Below are 13,598 nucleotides of genomic sequence, written 5' to 3'. Positions count from 1 at the left end.
TCTCGCATGATGCGGGTCTGCACTGATTGCTGCGACTATTTCACCGCTTTATCTGATCTTGACGACCACCTTGCCCTTGGCGCGGCCCTGCGCGAGATAGTCCAATGCTTCCTTCGCTTGCGCGAACGCAAACACCTTGTCGATGACCGGGCGGATGCGTTCGGCTTTGAGCAACTCGCCGATCTTGGCCAGTTGCGTGCCATCGGGGCGCACGAACAAAAAGGTGTAGGCGACGTTGTGCTTGTGCGCTAGACGGATGATCTTGCGGCTCATCATGGCGAAAACGAATTGCAGCACGACATTCAACCGGCGCGCGCGCGCGAAGGCTGCATCCAGCGGTCCGACCAGCGATACGATCTTGCCGCCTGGCTTGAGAATGCCGAGGGATTTTTCGATCGTATCGCCGCGGATGGTGCCAAGCACGATGTCGTATCCGCGCAAGACGGTCTCGAATTCCTGCTGCTTGTAGTCGACCACCTCCTCTGCGCCCAGGCTGTTCACCAGTGCGACGTTGCCGGTGCTGGTGGTGGTGCCCACGCTGGCGCCGAAGTATTTCGCAAGCTGGATCGCAAAGGTGCCGATGCCGCCGGAGCCGGCAGGAATGAAGACCTTCTGGCCTGGCTGCAGCGCAGCGCGTTCTTGCAAGGCCTGCCAGGACGTGAGTGCGACCATCGGCACCGAGGCTGCCTGCACAAAATCCAGATTGGCCGGCTTCAGCGCTGCGGCACTTTCCGGGACCGCGACGTAGTCGGCGAGCGTTCCGCGGCCAAGATCGAACAAGCTGGCAAAAATGGCATCGCCTTTCTTGAAGCGAGTGACGCGGCTGCCGACGGCGACGACGATCCCGGCCACGTCGCTGCCCAGCGTGGCGGGCAAGTCGAACTTCACCACGGGCTTGAAGATCCCGGTGGGAATCATGTTGTCGATCGGGTTCACGCCGGCGGCGTGCACCTCGACCAGCAGCTCGTTGGGTTTCACTGTCGGACGCGGCAGCTCGCTGAAGCCGATGTCGGGCGATTTGCCATAGCGTCTGAAGGTCAGTGCTTTCATGTGGTTCGAGTCCAATGCTGTCGTTGTGTGTGGGTGGCCGGGCGTCTGCGAGTCCCGGCCGCCGTCACCTGTTGCGCTAGCAAATCGGTGGGTGCAGCTTGACCGCGGTGTGAGCCGTGTGAATCGATCGAATCTGTGGAGTGGTGCCACCAAACGCAGATGCGTACATCCCCACCTGGATGCCTGCATAGGTCGCGATGGCGACCAATGCAGGCATGGCACAGGCTGAAACCTCAGGCGCTTGGCTGATAGCGCTCGGCCGCGTTCGCCTGGCGAATGTCCGACAGCAAACCCTGGCGCGCGCCATCCAGTGCATCCCAACGTTCGGCCACATGCAGCGGCGGGATGGTGACCAGTTCGCGGCGATCGAAGCCGACCAGCGCGGCGTCGACCAGTTCGCCCACGTCCATCAAGTCGGTGAGCGTGTTGACGTCGATACCGGCACGCTCCCAGATCTCGGTGCGCGTGCCGGCCGGCAGCACGGCCTGCACATACACACCCTTGGCTCCCAGCTCCAGATGCAGGCCCTGCGACAGGAACAGCACGAACGCCTTGGTGGCGCCGTAGACGGTCATGCCGAATTCGGGCGCCAGACCGACCACCGAGCCGAGATTGACGATGGCACCGCTACCGGATTGCGCAAAGCGCGGCGCCACAGCGGCGGCAAGCCGGGTCAACGCGGTGATGTTGAGCGTGATCAGGCGTTCGATCGTCTCTGCGGTTTGCTGCAACACACCGCCGGACTGCGCCATGCCGGCGTTGTTGATCAGGATGCCGATCTGCGCATCGTCGCGCAGGCGGGTTTCCACTGCGGTCAGATCGGCGGGCTGGGTCAGGTCGGCCTGCAGCACGTCGACGCTGACGCCATGTGTGTCACGCAGACGTGCTGCCAATGTGTCCAGGCGCGGCTTGTCGCGTGCGACAAGCACAAGATTGTGGCCGCGTTGTGCGAAGCGCTCGGCATAGACAGCGCCGATACCGGTGGAAGCGCCAGTGATGAGAACAGCGGGAAGTGCGGTCATGAAACGTTCCTTGATGAGAGAGGTGCGAAAGGTGCGAAGGCGCGAAAGCCTCAGCCGGTGAGAGTCGGATAATCGATGTAGCCCTCGGCGCCACCGCCATAGAGCGTGGCCGGATTCAGCGGTGCCAGCGCTGCGCCGGTTTGCAGACGTTCGACCAGATCGGGGTTGCTGATGAACGGGCGGCCAAAGGCGAACAGGTCGGCGTTGCCTGCGCCAAGCTGCGTATTGGCCAGCTCCAGGTCGTAGCCGTTGTTGGCCAGGTACGTGCTGGTGAACCTGCTGCGCAGCGCGGCATAGTCGAACGGGGCAACATCGCGCGGGCCGCCGGTCGCACCTTCCACCACATGCAGATACACGATGCCCAGCGCATCGAGTTGCTCGGCGATGTAGTCGTATTGCGGCTGCGGATCGCTGCCGGAAATGCCGCTTGCCGGCGATACCGGCGAGAGGCGCACGCCAGTGCGATCGGCGCCGATTTCCTTGCTTACGGCGGCCACCACGTCCAGCAACAGGCGCGCGCGATTTTCGATCGAACCGCCATAGGCATCGGTGCGCCGATTGGCGCCGTCCTTGATGAACTGCTCCAGCAGATAGCCGTTGGCACCGTGGATTTCGACGCCGTCGAAGCCGGCCGCAATCGCATTGGCCGCCGCCTGGCGGAAGTCGTCGACGATGCCCGGCAGTTCGTGCAGCTCCAGCGCGCGTGGCTCGGAAACATCGGCAAAGCCGTTGTTGACGAACACCTTGGTCGCCGCGCGGATGGCCGACGGCGCCACCGGCGCTGCGCCGCCCGGCTGCAGGTCGACATGCGATACGCGGCCCACATGCCAGAGCTGCACGAAGATGCGCCCGCCCTTGGCATGCACGGCGTCGGTGACGGCGCGCCAGCCGGCGATCTGCTCGGGCGTGTACAGGCCAGGAGTGTCCTGGTAGCCCTGGGCCTGCGGGGATATCTGGGTGGCCTCGGTGATCAGCAGGCCGGCCGAGGCGCGCTGGGCGTAATAGGTCGCAGTCAGGGCAGTGGGGGCCAGGCCGGCGCCGGCCCGGTTGCGGGTCAGCGGGGCCATGACGATGCGATTGGCCAGGGTCAGGGTGCCCAGGGCATAGGGCTCGAACAGCGAAGAGTGGGTCATTGGCGGTGCTCAGAAATCGGCGGTTGACAAAGATTACGATCAAAATCTAAGATGTCAACACTTTGATGACGAATAACATCAATGTACGCTGTCGCTCTTCCAGTCCCGCACAAGCACGGAGTGTCCCAACGATGAAAGTGACCAAGGCACAGGCACAAGCGAACCGGGCGCACGTCGTCGAGACGGCCTCGGTGCTGTTTCGCGAGCGTGGCTACGAAGGGATCGGCATTGCCGATCTGATGGCCGCCGCAGGCTTCACGCACGGCGGCTTCTATAAGCAGTTCCGTTCCAAGGCGGACCTGATGGCCGAATCGGCGGCCTGCGGGCTGGCCAACATTGCCGCGCAGACCGAGCACGCGGACAAGACGGATTTCGTGAAGTTCTATCTGTCGCGCGGACACCGCGACAGCCCTGCCACCGGTTGCACGATGGCGGCGCTGGGCGCCGATGCCGCGCGTCAGCCGGAGGAAGTGCGCGAAGTGTTCGCTGCCGGGGTCGAAAACCTGCTGGCTGCGCTCGACCGCAGCGGGGCTGCGCCTGGCACTGCCGCCGCAGCGGCTGAGCGCGCCAGCAACCTGGACATGATGGCGCACGCCATCGGCGCCATCGTGCTGTCGCGGTCGTGCCCGGACGATTCGCCACTGGCCGACGAAATCATCACGGTGTCTCGCGACCAGATCCTGTCGTCGTTGCAACCATCCAACTAACCGACACACGCGCATCCCGACATACGTGTTTCCGCATCCCGCGCGGTTTTTTGATCGTCAACAACTGCGCCTGTCACTCACTGCACTTTAGGAATTCCCATGACAAACAAATCCCCTGTTGCGCTGGTGACCGGCGCATCCTCCGGCATTGGCGAAGCTAGTGCCGAAGCATTGGCCGCCGCCGGCTATACGGTGTACGGCACCAGCCGTCGCGGCGCGCAATCCGGGCAGCGCGCCTTCAAGCTGCTGGCGCTGGATGTGACCAGCGATGAGTCCGTGGATGCGGCCATCCAGGAACTGTTGCGGCTGGAGGGGCGCATCGACCTGCTGGTCAACAATGCAGGTTTCGGCGTGTCTCCCGCAGCGGCGGAAGAAAGCTCGATCGAGCAGGCCAAGGCCATTCTCGACACCAACTTTCTCGGCGTCGTGCGCATGACGCGTGCGGTGGTGCCGCACATGCGCCGCCAGGGCAGTGGCCGCATCATCAACATCGGCTCGATCATCGGTTTGGTGCCCACACCGTATGCGGCGCTGTATGCCGCCAGCAAACACGCAGTGGAAGGGTATTCCGAGGCGGTGGACCACGAGCTGCGCAGTTACGGGATCCGGGTCACGGTCATCGAGCCTGCCTACACCAAGACCCAGTTCGAGGCGAACAATCTGGCCCCCGACGCGCCGCTGGAAACCTATCGGCAGGTTCGAGCGGAAGTTGGAAAAGTGGTGGCGCAGGCAATGGCGATTGCCGACGAGCCATCCGTCGTGGCCGACGTGGTGGTGAAGGCGGCCCGCGCCGAGCACCCCAAGGTGCGTTACACCGCGGGCAAGATCGCCGGACAACTGCAGTTGTTGCGGCGGTTTGCACCGGCAGGCGTGTTCCAGTCGCTGATTCGCAAGAATCTGCACCTGGATGCGAAGACGTCTGTTGACGCCAAGACACCCACGCACGCCAGATAAGTTTTGTCAGACGCTGCATAGACCAGCAACGGCAGTCGCAGCGACTGCCGTTGCCGATACACCGCCGTGACGCGATAAGGCGCGCGGCCTCAATCCGAACAGGAGAAGGCAATGACCTTCAACGCTTTGCTGGCGAATCAAACCAGCGAGATGGTTGCTACCACCGTGGTCCAGTTCAACGAAGACGACCTGATGCCGGGCGATGTCACGGTTGCCATCGACTACTCGACCGTCAACTACAAGGACGCACTGGCGGTGACCGGGCGGGGCCCGATCATTCGCCAGTTCCCGCTGATTCCGGGCATCGACTTTGCCGGCGTGGTCGAAGCGTCCACGTCTCCGGGCATTGCGGTGGGAGATCGTGTGCTGGCCAATGGCTGGGGATTGAGTCAGACCCACCATGGTGGCTTCGCGCAGAAGGCGCGGGTGCCTGGCGATTGGTTGGTCAAGATTCCGGAGGCATTTTCCACGCGCGATGCGATGGCGATCGGTACTGCCGGCTACACCGCCGTGCTGGCGGTGCTGGCACTGGAGCATGGCGGGCTGACACCCGAACGCGGCGACATCCTGGTCACCGGCGCAAATGGCGGTGCCGGTTCGGTTGCCATTGCCTTGCTCTCGGGCCTGGGCTATCGCGTGGTCGCCTCCACCGGCCGCCTGGAGCAAGCCGAGTATCTGCGCAGCCTGGGCGCCGCCGAGATCATCGACCGCGCCAGCTTGTCCGAACCCGGTTCGCCGATCGGCAAGGAACGCTGGGCCGGTGTGGTGGATGCGGTGGGCAGCCATACGCTGGCAAACGCGCTGGCGCAGACCCAGTATCGCGGCGTCGTCACCGCCTTCGGTATGGCGCAGGGTGTTCAACTGCCGGCATCGGTGCTGCCTTTCATCCTGCGCAATGTCACGCTGGCCGGCATCGATTCGGTCAACGCGCCGCAAGCCGCGCGCGTGCAGGCGTGGTCGCGTCTGGCGCGCGATCTGGATCTGGACAAGCTCGCAACGACAACCCACACCATCGGCCTGGCCGAGGTGCCGCATACTGCCGTCCAGCTCTTGGAAGGCAAGGTGCAAGGGCGCACTGTGGTGGACGTGAACGCATGAGCACGCCCACCGCGTCACGTGCGTTCCGCTCCCTGGCCACGTTATCGGCGTTGTTGTTTTTCGCTCTGGGCGCCGCCTGGTTGCTTGTGCCTGCGACCATGCTGGCCAACTGGGGCGTCGCATTCGACAGCAATGCGCTGGGCCTGGTCGGCCGCCGCGCCGCGCCGCTGTATGCCGCCATCGGCGTCATGCTGGTCCTGGTGAGAAATGCGCCGCCGTCGCCAGGCCGCCGGGCGGTGATCGCGGGCTTCGTCACCGCGTGCCTGCTGCTGGCAATGCTGGGCGTTGCGGAGTGGGCCGCCGGGCACGTCAACGCAGGTATCTTCGCTGCGGTCGCGATCGAAGTCGGCTTTTCGCTGGCGTTCCTGCTGGTGACACGTGCCGATGCCGCACAGCGACGAAACAAGAACGCACGCTGAGTGCATGCCTGACAACACCCGGCGGTGTTGTCAGGCGAATCCACGTCGATAACGCGCGCTAGGCGCGGTGTCCGCTCATTTCCTGCCCGGCATGCTTGTCGAAGCGCAGATGCCACCAGGTGGCGCTGAGCGAGATCAGGCTGACCACGCAGAACGCCAGCGAGAAATCGCGTTGCTGCGGCTGGATATGATCGCCAGCCAGCATCGCCAGTTTCAGAATCATCGCGCCGGCGCACACGCCCACCGAGAGCATCAGCTGCTGCAAGGTGGTGTACAGGCTGCTGGCGCGGCTCATGCGCGAGGCGGGGACGTTTTCGTAGGCGATGGTGTTGTAGGCGGCGAACTGGAACGACATGAAGGCACCGCAGCACAGCAACAGCCCGAACATCAGGGCGTGCGGCCAGTCGGGCCGGAAAAAGGCGCACACCATATAGCCCAGGCTGGCGAGCACGCCGTTGCCGATCAGGCTGTTGCGATAACCGAAGCGGCGCAGCAACTGCGGGGTGATGCTGCGCATCAACAACGCGCCGAGCGCGGTAGCCAGAATCAGGCGCCCGCTGTGCGCGGCGCTCATGCCGAAACTGATCTGGAACAGCAGCGGCAGCAGGAACGGATGCGCGCCCTGGGTGATGCGCATCAGCGCACCGCCGATCACCGACAACCGGAACGAGTCGATCCGCAGCAAGCTCAGATCCAGCAGCGGGGCAGGGTGGTGGCGCGCATGCCACAGATACCCCAGTGCCGCGCTGCCGCCGATCGCCAGCAGCCAGCTCGCTTTGCCGATGCCGTTTTCCTGGCTGACCATTTCCAGGCCGAACAACAGGCAGCCCAACGCGGTACCGCACAGCACGAAACCGCGCAGGTCGAAGCGTGCGGGCGCCGATTCGGTGGGAATGTCCGGAATGAAGCGTCGCACCAGCAAAAAACCGGCGATGCCGATCGGCACGTTGATGTAGAAGATCCAGCGCCAGTCCAGATACGAGACGAAAAATCCGCCTAGCGGCGGGCCGAGCATCGGGCCGATGAAGGCCGGCACCAGCGTCCAGGCCATCGCCGACACCAGGTGGCGGCGCTCGACGGTGCGCAACAGGATCAGCCGGCCGAGCGGGGCCATCATCGCCCCGCCCGCGCCTTGCAGCACGCGCGCGGCAACCATGGTGGGCAGGCTGTCGGCCAGCGAACACAGGATCGAGCCGCCGACGAACACCCAGATCGATGCGCCGAACACGCGACGCAGGCCGAAGCGGTCGGCGATGGCGCCGCTGGCCGGAATCAGCACCGCCAGCGCCAGCAGATAGCTGGTCATGGCGATGCTCATGGCCGGCGCGGCGACGCCGAAGTCGTGCGCCAGCGTCGGCAGCGCGGTCGCCAGCACGGTGGCGTCCATCTGCTCCATGAAAATGGCGCAGGCCAGGATCAGCGAGATGATGCGGTAATCGGGATAACGCGGCGGCGGCGTGGCGCCGGCCTCGGACACGCTGGAGGACATCGGACTCTCGGTTGCGGGGTCGCATCGCTGGCACCGCAGACGGCAACCGGATCGGCCCGCGTCGCACGGTGTTGTGCGGCGCAACATGGGTATTGTCCGCTGGTGTGGGACGGGGTTCAAGCGCACGTGGGTAACGGTGCGTGTTTATTGATGTAGACAGGGCGGTATGGGTGTTGGGTGATCGGTGTCGGCGTTGATGCAGAGGTTGGCGGTTACGGCTAAGGCGGGTGATGGTCACGCAGTACGCGAGCAGTCAACGGCGCGTCTGGCTGGTCGACCCTGGCTGGCCGCACCCTCATCCGGCGCTGCGCGCCACCTTCTCCCGCAGGAGAAGGGTTTTAAAGCCCCTCTCCTGCGGGAGAGGGGTTGGGGTGAGGGTACGGCGGAAGACAGCCAACGTCAGATCAGCGCTGCGCAGCCGGGCTGTCCCAGGCGTCCTTGATCTGCAGGATCTGCGGCAAGGCCTCGCGGAAATGCTGCACCAGGCGCGGTTCCAGTTGTTTGCCGGCCATGCTTTCCAGCTTGCGCACGGCGTCTTCCACCGTCCATGGGGCCTTGTAGGCGCGCCGCCCGCACAGTGCGTCGAAGACGTCGGCCACCGCCACGATGCGCGCGGATTCGGGAATGGCGTCGCCGGCCAGCCCCTTGGGGTAGCCGCTGCCGTCCCAGCATTCGTGATGATGCAGCGCGATTTCTGCAGCCAGTTGGAACACCGGGCCGCGGCCGTGGCGCAGCAAATCGTGCCCCACCTGCGGATGCTGCAGCACCACCGAGCGTTCGTGTTCGTCCAGCGCATCGGGCTTGTGCAGGATGCTGCCGGGCACGGCGATCTTGCCCGCATCGTGCAGCGGCGCGGCGTCCTGCAGCAGCTGCGCCTGTTGCGTGGACCAACCGACTGTTTCGGCCAGCACGCGCGCATACACAGCCATGCGCCAGATATGCGCACCGGTGTCGGCGTCCTGTCCCTGGCCGGCGGTGCCGAGCAGATGGATCGCATCGCGGTACTGCTGGGCCAGGCGCGCATTTTCTGCCAGCTTCAGTTGGGTGGCGATGCGCGCCTTCAGCAGCGCGGGCGAGTAGGGCTTGCTGACGTAATCGGCCGCGCCCGCTTCCAGCCCCGCGCGTTCGTCCTGCTCGCTGCTGCGCGAGGTCACGAACAGGATCGGGATGGTGGTGCTGGAAGGTTGCTGCTTGAGCGTGCGCGCCACCGCATATCCATCCATGTCGGGCAATTCGACATCCAGCAGGATCAGCGCCGGCGCGTGGCGGCTGACCGCATCCAGCGCCTCGCCGCCGGATTTGGCGAAGACCAACGGGAAATCGTCTCGCAGCAGCTGGCGCAGGGTCGCCAGGTTGCTGGATTCGTCGTCGACGCAGAGCAGTGGACGGGACGGCATGGATGGATCCTTGCGAACCGGCGCGGGCGGAGGTCAGCGGAAGTGGGTGGCCTGCCAGTCGCGCAACGTGGCTTCGGCGCGACGGAAGTCGAAATCCTCGATGGCGCGTTGCAGTTCCTGCAGCAAGTTACCCGGCAACTGTGGCGTGCAGATCAGCAACGCGTGGTCGATCTTGTCGGCATCGTCGCTGGCAAACGCCGCCTGCAGGATCTGCACGCTGTCGTCGTCCAGCGCGAGACCATCGTCGACAATGACTTCGTCGCCTTCGCTGCCTTGCAGGAAGGCATGGATCGCGGTGGCGGTGCGCTGCATGGTGTCTTTGAGCGCAGTCAACGCCGAGGTGAGGTCGTGGCCTTCATCGATGCGGTTTTCCAGATCGCCGGCCGCACCCGCCAGCGCTGGTAATGCCAGCGACCCTGCCGCGCCGCGCAGCTTGTGCGCCAGCGCACCGATGGCGGCCAGTTCGTTGTTGCGCAGATGCTCGGCGGCGGTTTCGGCCGGGTCCGGATTGTCGCGTAGCAGTTTGAGCAGATAACGCGCATACGGCTCGCGTTCGCGCCACAGGCTGCGTGCGCGCGCCGCATCCAATAGCTCCGAATCGGCGTGTTGCCACTCAGGGCCGGTGTGCAGCTCGGCCTGCGGGGCAAGCGCGGGAATGCGGTGCAGTGCAGGCTGCAGGAAATGGCGGATGGCAGCGATCAGTTCTTCCACGTTGAAGGGCTTGGCGATGAAACCGTTCATGCCGGCTTCCAGCGCTTTTTCCTGTTGCGGGCGAAACGCACCGGCCGTGAGCGCAATCACCGGCAGGCTGGCCAGGGCAGGGATCTGCCGCAGCCGCCGCGTGGCTTCATAGCCGTCCACCACCGGCATCTGCACATCCATCAGCACCAGATGAAAAAGATCCGGCGCGCGCTTGAGCGTGTTGACCGCCTGCTCGCCATCGTGCGCCACGGTGACCATGGCGCCTTCGCCTTCGAGAATGCGCTGTGCCACTTCGCAGTTGATCTCGCTGTCGTCCACCAGCAACAGATGCGCGCCTTCCAGCCGGCGTGCGACGAAAGCGGATGTGGCGGGGCGCGCAGCGGCGCGCCCGTCGAACAGTTGTTCCACCAGACGATGCAGCGCTGCACTGGTCACTGGTTTGGTCATCACCGCATCCAGACCCTGTTGCTCGGGATGTTGCTCCAGCAGGCGGCGCTCGTACGCGGTGACCATCACGATGACCGGATGCGGGCCGGGTGTTGCACGTGCGCGTATCTGGCGCGCGATCGCCATACCATCGATATCGGGCATGCACCAGTCGAGCAGGAAGACGTCGTAGGGCTCGCTGGCCTGTTCGATCGCCTGCAACGCGGCCTGGCCGTTGGTCACCGCATCCACACGCCAGCCGAGTTCGGTGGCGATACGCACCAGATTGTTGAGCGCCGCATCGTGGTCGTCGGCGATCAGGACGCGTGGCATCGACTCCAACGGCAACGTCGGCAACTCGCGCTGTGACTGCGGCGGTGCGGATTTTTCCAGCGTCACCACAAAATAGAATTCGCTGCCGCGGCCGGGCACGCTTTCCACTTCCAGCTCGCCGCCCATCAATTCGATCAAGCGCCGGCTGATGGTCAGGCCCAGGCCGCTGCCGCCGTAACGCCGGCTGGTGGAGGTGTCGGCTTGCAGAAACGGCGAAAAGATCAGGCTCTGCTTTTCCTTGGAAATGCCGATGCCGGTGTCGCGTACCGAGAACAACAGCTTGAGCTTGTTCGGGTCGCCACTGGGGAAGCGCCGCACCGACAGCACCACCTCGCCCTGTTCGGTGAACTTGATCGCATTGCCGACCAGATTGACCAGCACCTGATTGATGCGCAGTGCATCGCCGAGCAGCCAGCGGCTGTCGCGCGGCAACGGTTCGACAATCATTTCCACCGGCTTGGCGCTGAGCGAAGAACGCATCAGGTCGGCGATATTGTCGAACAGCTGGTTGAGGTCGAACGGTGCGCGTTCCAGATCGATGCGCCCGGCTTCGATCTTGGAAAAATCCAGGATGTCGTTGATGATCTCCAGCAGCGAGCGTGCAGACCGATCGATCTTGGCGACCATGTCCAGCGCCGCAATGGGCAGCTCGCTGCGTTGAAGCAGATACAGCATGCCCAGGATGGCATTCATCGGGGTGCGGATTTCGTGGCTCATGTTGGCCAGGAAATCGGACTTGGACTGGTTGGCGCTCTTGGCCGCGTCCATCGCCAGACGCAGCTGTTTTTCGTGCAGTTTCTGTTCGGTGAGATCCACCGCCACGCCCAGGTAGCCGATCACCTGATCGTTGTCGTCGCGCAAGGTGCTCAGCGTGAGCAACACCGGCAGGTGACGGCCTTCGTGACTGACGTAGGTCCATTCGCTGGTGTCGCTGCGGCCGAGGCTGGTCAGCGCAGCCACCGCTTCCAAGGTGTGCGCCACCGGTGTGCCGGTCTGGTCGGCCAGCATGTGCGCGCGCTCCTGCAGTTCTTCCGGCTCGATGAACTGGCTGGCCTTGCGCCGGCCGATCACCTCTTCGGCCTTGTAACCCAGCAGTTTTTCTGCGGCTGGGTTGAACAGCGTGACAAAACCGCTGGAGTCGGTGGCGATGATGGCGTAACCGGCGTGCGCCAGAATCGCGCGCTGCAGCGCGGAGAATTTCACCAGCTCGCTGGTGCGCTCGGCCACCTGGTGTTCGAGCGATGCATTGAGTTCGACGATGCGCTGGTGCGAGCGCACCCGCTCGGAGATGTCGCGGAAGAAATGCGAATGCCCGGTGAGGGTGTCGTCGCCTTCGAGGATCGGCGCCTTGCTGGCCAGTACATAGACTGCGTGGCTATCGCGGTGGCGCATGATCTGCGCTGCAGAGGTCATCACCGGATGCGGCTCGTCGGGGTGCTCGACTTCCGGGACCGCATACGGTTGCGGCAACAACAGCGTGGCCAAGGTGCGGCCGATCGCCTCTTCCGAGCTGTAACCGAACATCGTCTCGGCCGCCGGATTCCAGTGTGTGATGCGTCCGTCCGGGGTTTCGGCAACGATCGCTTCGCTGGAGTTGCTGACCAGCGCGGCCAGTTCCATCTGTTTGCGCAGCACTTCTTCGCGACGCAATCCGTTGCTGAAATACAGCCAGAGCAGCGCGGCGAACAGCACCGAGCCACCCATCACCAGGCTGCCTATCAACCAAGGCGAGGTCTGATGGAGCGAGGCGAGAAAGCTGGCAGTGGGGTGGGCGGTGATGATCCAGGTGCGCCCATAGATCGGCAGCAACTGGACGATCGGCTGACGACGCGCACTGTCGGTCGACGGCGTGCCGCTGCGATAGAACGTGTGGGTCGGCTCGTTCCTGTCGGACAAATCCAGCGCAACATCGTCGCGTTCGCCCAGGGTGCTTTGCACCATCTGTTCGACGCTGAAAGGCGCATAGACCCAGCCGGTGGTCGCAAGCATGCGTTGTTGTGGCGTCTGCAGCGGCATGCCTTCGCGATAGACCGCCAGCAACACCAGAAATCCGCTTTCGCTGGGAATGCGATACCCCGACAGCGAGACCGGCGAAGTCATGATTGGCTCACCGCTGCGCGATGCCTGCAACGCAGCGGCACGCCGGCGCGGCTCGGAGGCGATGTCCAACCCGAGCGGCCGGTTGCCCGAGGACTCGGGTTCGAAATACAGCACCATGAAACGTTCGCCATCCCAGGGCGCCAACGGGCGACGATGGATATCGGGCGCACCGTCGGCACGCGCAGCCTGCAGAAAGGCCGCTTCGTCGGCGGGCGCCACGCGATGGATGTAGCCGTAACCCAGCACACCGGGGAACTCACGCGAATAATCGCGCGAGCGGCTGTACTGGGTGAAGCGATCGCGACTGATGAGCCCGCTGCCTGCGCCGATCACCGCGCCGCGCGCGCCGCGCAAGCCATGTTCGAAGGTATACATGCGCTCGCTGATGTTGCGCGACAGGTTGCGCACCACATCGTTGAAACGCTGCTCACGCTCGAGTTCGTTATGCCGATGCACCGCAAGCCCGGTCAGGATGGCGGCGATCAAACCTGCGGTGAGAATCAGCAGTGCACCGATCGAGGTACGGCGCCCGTACTTCCTGCGCAGATCCCAGCGGCCATTCGGCATCTTGTTTCCTTTGCCTTGCTGTTGCTTGCCCAGTGTCCTGGCCGACGGCGAGGTCGGCCTCGTGGTACCGCTTGAAGATGATCCAGCCCGTGCAGCACTCCCCTGGTGCTGTAACGTGCCATTGGTGGCCGGCAAATAATAGGTGGCCGTCAGCGGCTGGCCGTGATTGGGCAGCTGTCAGTGAGTGATCAGGTCACTGCC

Annotated in this window: 10 protein-coding genes; 4 read left to right on the top strand and 6 right to left on the bottom strand. The window is 64.3% G+C overall.

Annotated features, from left to right (window positions below):
* Nucleotides 1-48: 48 nt before the first annotated feature.
* The 3 genes from NYR97_RS21335 to NYR97_RS21325 all read right to left on the bottom strand — a co-directional run bounded on the left by NYR97_RS21335 (nt 49) and on the right by NYR97_RS21325 (nt 3,205).
* On the bottom strand, nt 49-1,200 hold the full coding sequence (locus NYR97_RS21335; protein WP_316695648.1) for an NADP-dependent oxidoreductase: 1,152 nt from the start codon (nt 1,198-1,200) through the stop codon (nt 49-51).
* 83 nt (nt 1,201-1,283) lie between these two features.
* Nucleotides 1,284-2,072, bottom strand: a complete 789-nt coding sequence (locus tag NYR97_RS21330) for an SDR family NAD(P)-dependent oxidoreductase (RefSeq protein ID WP_316695647.1) — start codon at nt 2,070-2,072, stop codon at nt 1,284-1,286.
* Between the two features lie 50 nt (nt 2,073-2,122).
* Complete coding sequence (locus tag NYR97_RS21325; RefSeq protein WP_316695645.1) at nt 2,123-3,205, bottom strand: alkene reductase; 1,083 nt, start codon at nt 3,203-3,205, stop codon at nt 2,123-2,125.
* A 131-nt stretch (nt 3,206-3,336) separates the two neighbouring features.
* Here NYR97_RS21325 and NYR97_RS21320 point away from each other — a divergent pair, with 131 nt between their 5' ends.
* The 4 genes from NYR97_RS21320 (at nt 3,337) to NYR97_RS21305 (ending at nt 6,383) form a co-directional block, all read left to right on the top strand.
* Complete coding sequence (locus NYR97_RS21320) at nt 3,337-3,912, top strand: TetR/AcrR family transcriptional regulator (RefSeq protein ID WP_316695643.1); 576 nt, start codon at nt 3,337-3,339, stop codon at nt 3,910-3,912.
* A gap of 99 nt (nt 3,913-4,011) precedes the next feature.
* Entirely contained in the window at nt 4,012-4,866 is an 855-nt protein-coding gene (locus tag NYR97_RS21315) for an oxidoreductase (RefSeq protein WP_205394468.1), read from the top strand.
* A gap of 111 nt (nt 4,867-4,977) precedes the next feature.
* On the top strand, nt 4,978-5,964 hold the full coding sequence (gene acuI, locus NYR97_RS21310) for an acrylyl-CoA reductase (NADPH) (protein ID WP_316695642.1): 987 nt from the start codon (nt 4,978-4,980) through the stop codon (nt 5,962-5,964).
* Nucleotides 5,961-6,383 (top strand): hypothetical protein, encoded by a 423-nt coding sequence (locus NYR97_RS21305; RefSeq protein WP_316695641.1) that lies wholly within the window; start codon nt 5,961-5,963, stop codon nt 6,381-6,383. Before acuI ends, NYR97_RS21305 begins: the two co-directional genes overlap by 4 nt.
* Before the next feature lie 58 nt (nt 6,384-6,441).
* Here NYR97_RS21305 and NYR97_RS21300 read toward each other — a convergent pair whose 3' ends face one another.
* The 3 genes from NYR97_RS21300 to NYR97_RS21290 all read right to left on the bottom strand — a co-directional run bounded on the left by NYR97_RS21300 (nt 6,442) and on the right by NYR97_RS21290 (nt 13,397).
* A complete protein-coding gene (locus NYR97_RS21300) occupies nt 6,442-7,872 on the bottom strand; it encodes a DHA2 family efflux MFS transporter permease subunit (protein WP_316695640.1) in 1,431 nt (476 codons plus the stop codon).
* A gap of 404 nt (nt 7,873-8,276) precedes the next feature.
* Nucleotides 8,277-9,269: a response regulator gene (locus NYR97_RS21295; protein WP_316695638.1), complete on the bottom strand. Its 993-nt coding sequence runs from the start codon at nt 9,267-9,269 to the stop codon at nt 8,277-8,279.
* A gap of 33 nt (nt 9,270-9,302) precedes the next feature.
* Entirely contained in the window at nt 9,303-13,397 is a 4,095-nt protein-coding gene (locus NYR97_RS21290) for a CHASE domain-containing protein (RefSeq protein WP_316695636.1), read from the bottom strand.
* Nucleotides 13,398-13,598 lie beyond the last annotated feature (201 nt).

Origin of the sequence: Xanthomonas hydrangeae (assembly GCF_032697525.1) — a bacterium.
Lineage (GTDB): Bacteria > Pseudomonadota > Gammaproteobacteria > Xanthomonadales > Xanthomonadaceae > Xanthomonas > Xanthomonas hydrangeae.
The sequence above is the reverse complement of the archived record's forward strand: the minus strand, read 5'-3'. Positions and strand labels throughout refer to the sequence as shown.

Excerpts from the sequence above, each read along its gene's own strand:
- NYR97_RS21330 (WP_316695647.1), bottom strand. The coding sequence starts at position 2,072 with ATGACCGCACTTCCCGCTGTTCTCATCACTGGCGCTTCCACCGGTATC.
- NYR97_RS21325 (WP_316695645.1), bottom strand. The coding sequence starts at position 3,205 with ATGACCCACTCTTCGCTGTTCGAGCCCTATGCCCTGGGCACCCTGACC.
- NYR97_RS21320 (WP_316695643.1), top strand. The coding sequence starts at position 3,337 with ATGAAAGTGACCAAGGCACAGGCACAAGCGAACCGGGCGCACGTCGTC.
- NYR97_RS21315 (WP_205394468.1), top strand. The coding sequence starts at position 4,012 with ATGACAAACAAATCCCCTGTTGCGCTGGTGACCGGCGCATCCTCCGGC.
- acuI (WP_316695642.1), top strand. The coding sequence starts at position 4,978 with ATGACCTTCAACGCTTTGCTGGCGAATCAAACCAGCGAGATGGTTGCT.
- NYR97_RS21305 (WP_316695641.1), top strand. The coding sequence starts at position 5,961 with ATGAGCACGCCCACCGCGTCACGTGCGTTCCGCTCCCTGGCCACGTTA.
- NYR97_RS21300 (WP_316695640.1), bottom strand. The coding sequence starts at position 7,872 with ATGTCCTCCAGCGTGTCCGAGGCCGGCGCCACGCCGCCGCCGCGTTAT.
- NYR97_RS21295 (WP_316695638.1), bottom strand. The coding sequence starts at position 9,269 with ATGCCGTCCCGTCCACTGCTCTGCGTCGACGACGAATCCAGCAACCTG.
- NYR97_RS21290 (WP_316695636.1), bottom strand. The coding sequence starts at position 13,397 with ATGCCGAATGGCCGCTGGGATCTGCGCAGGAAGTACGGGCGCCGTACC.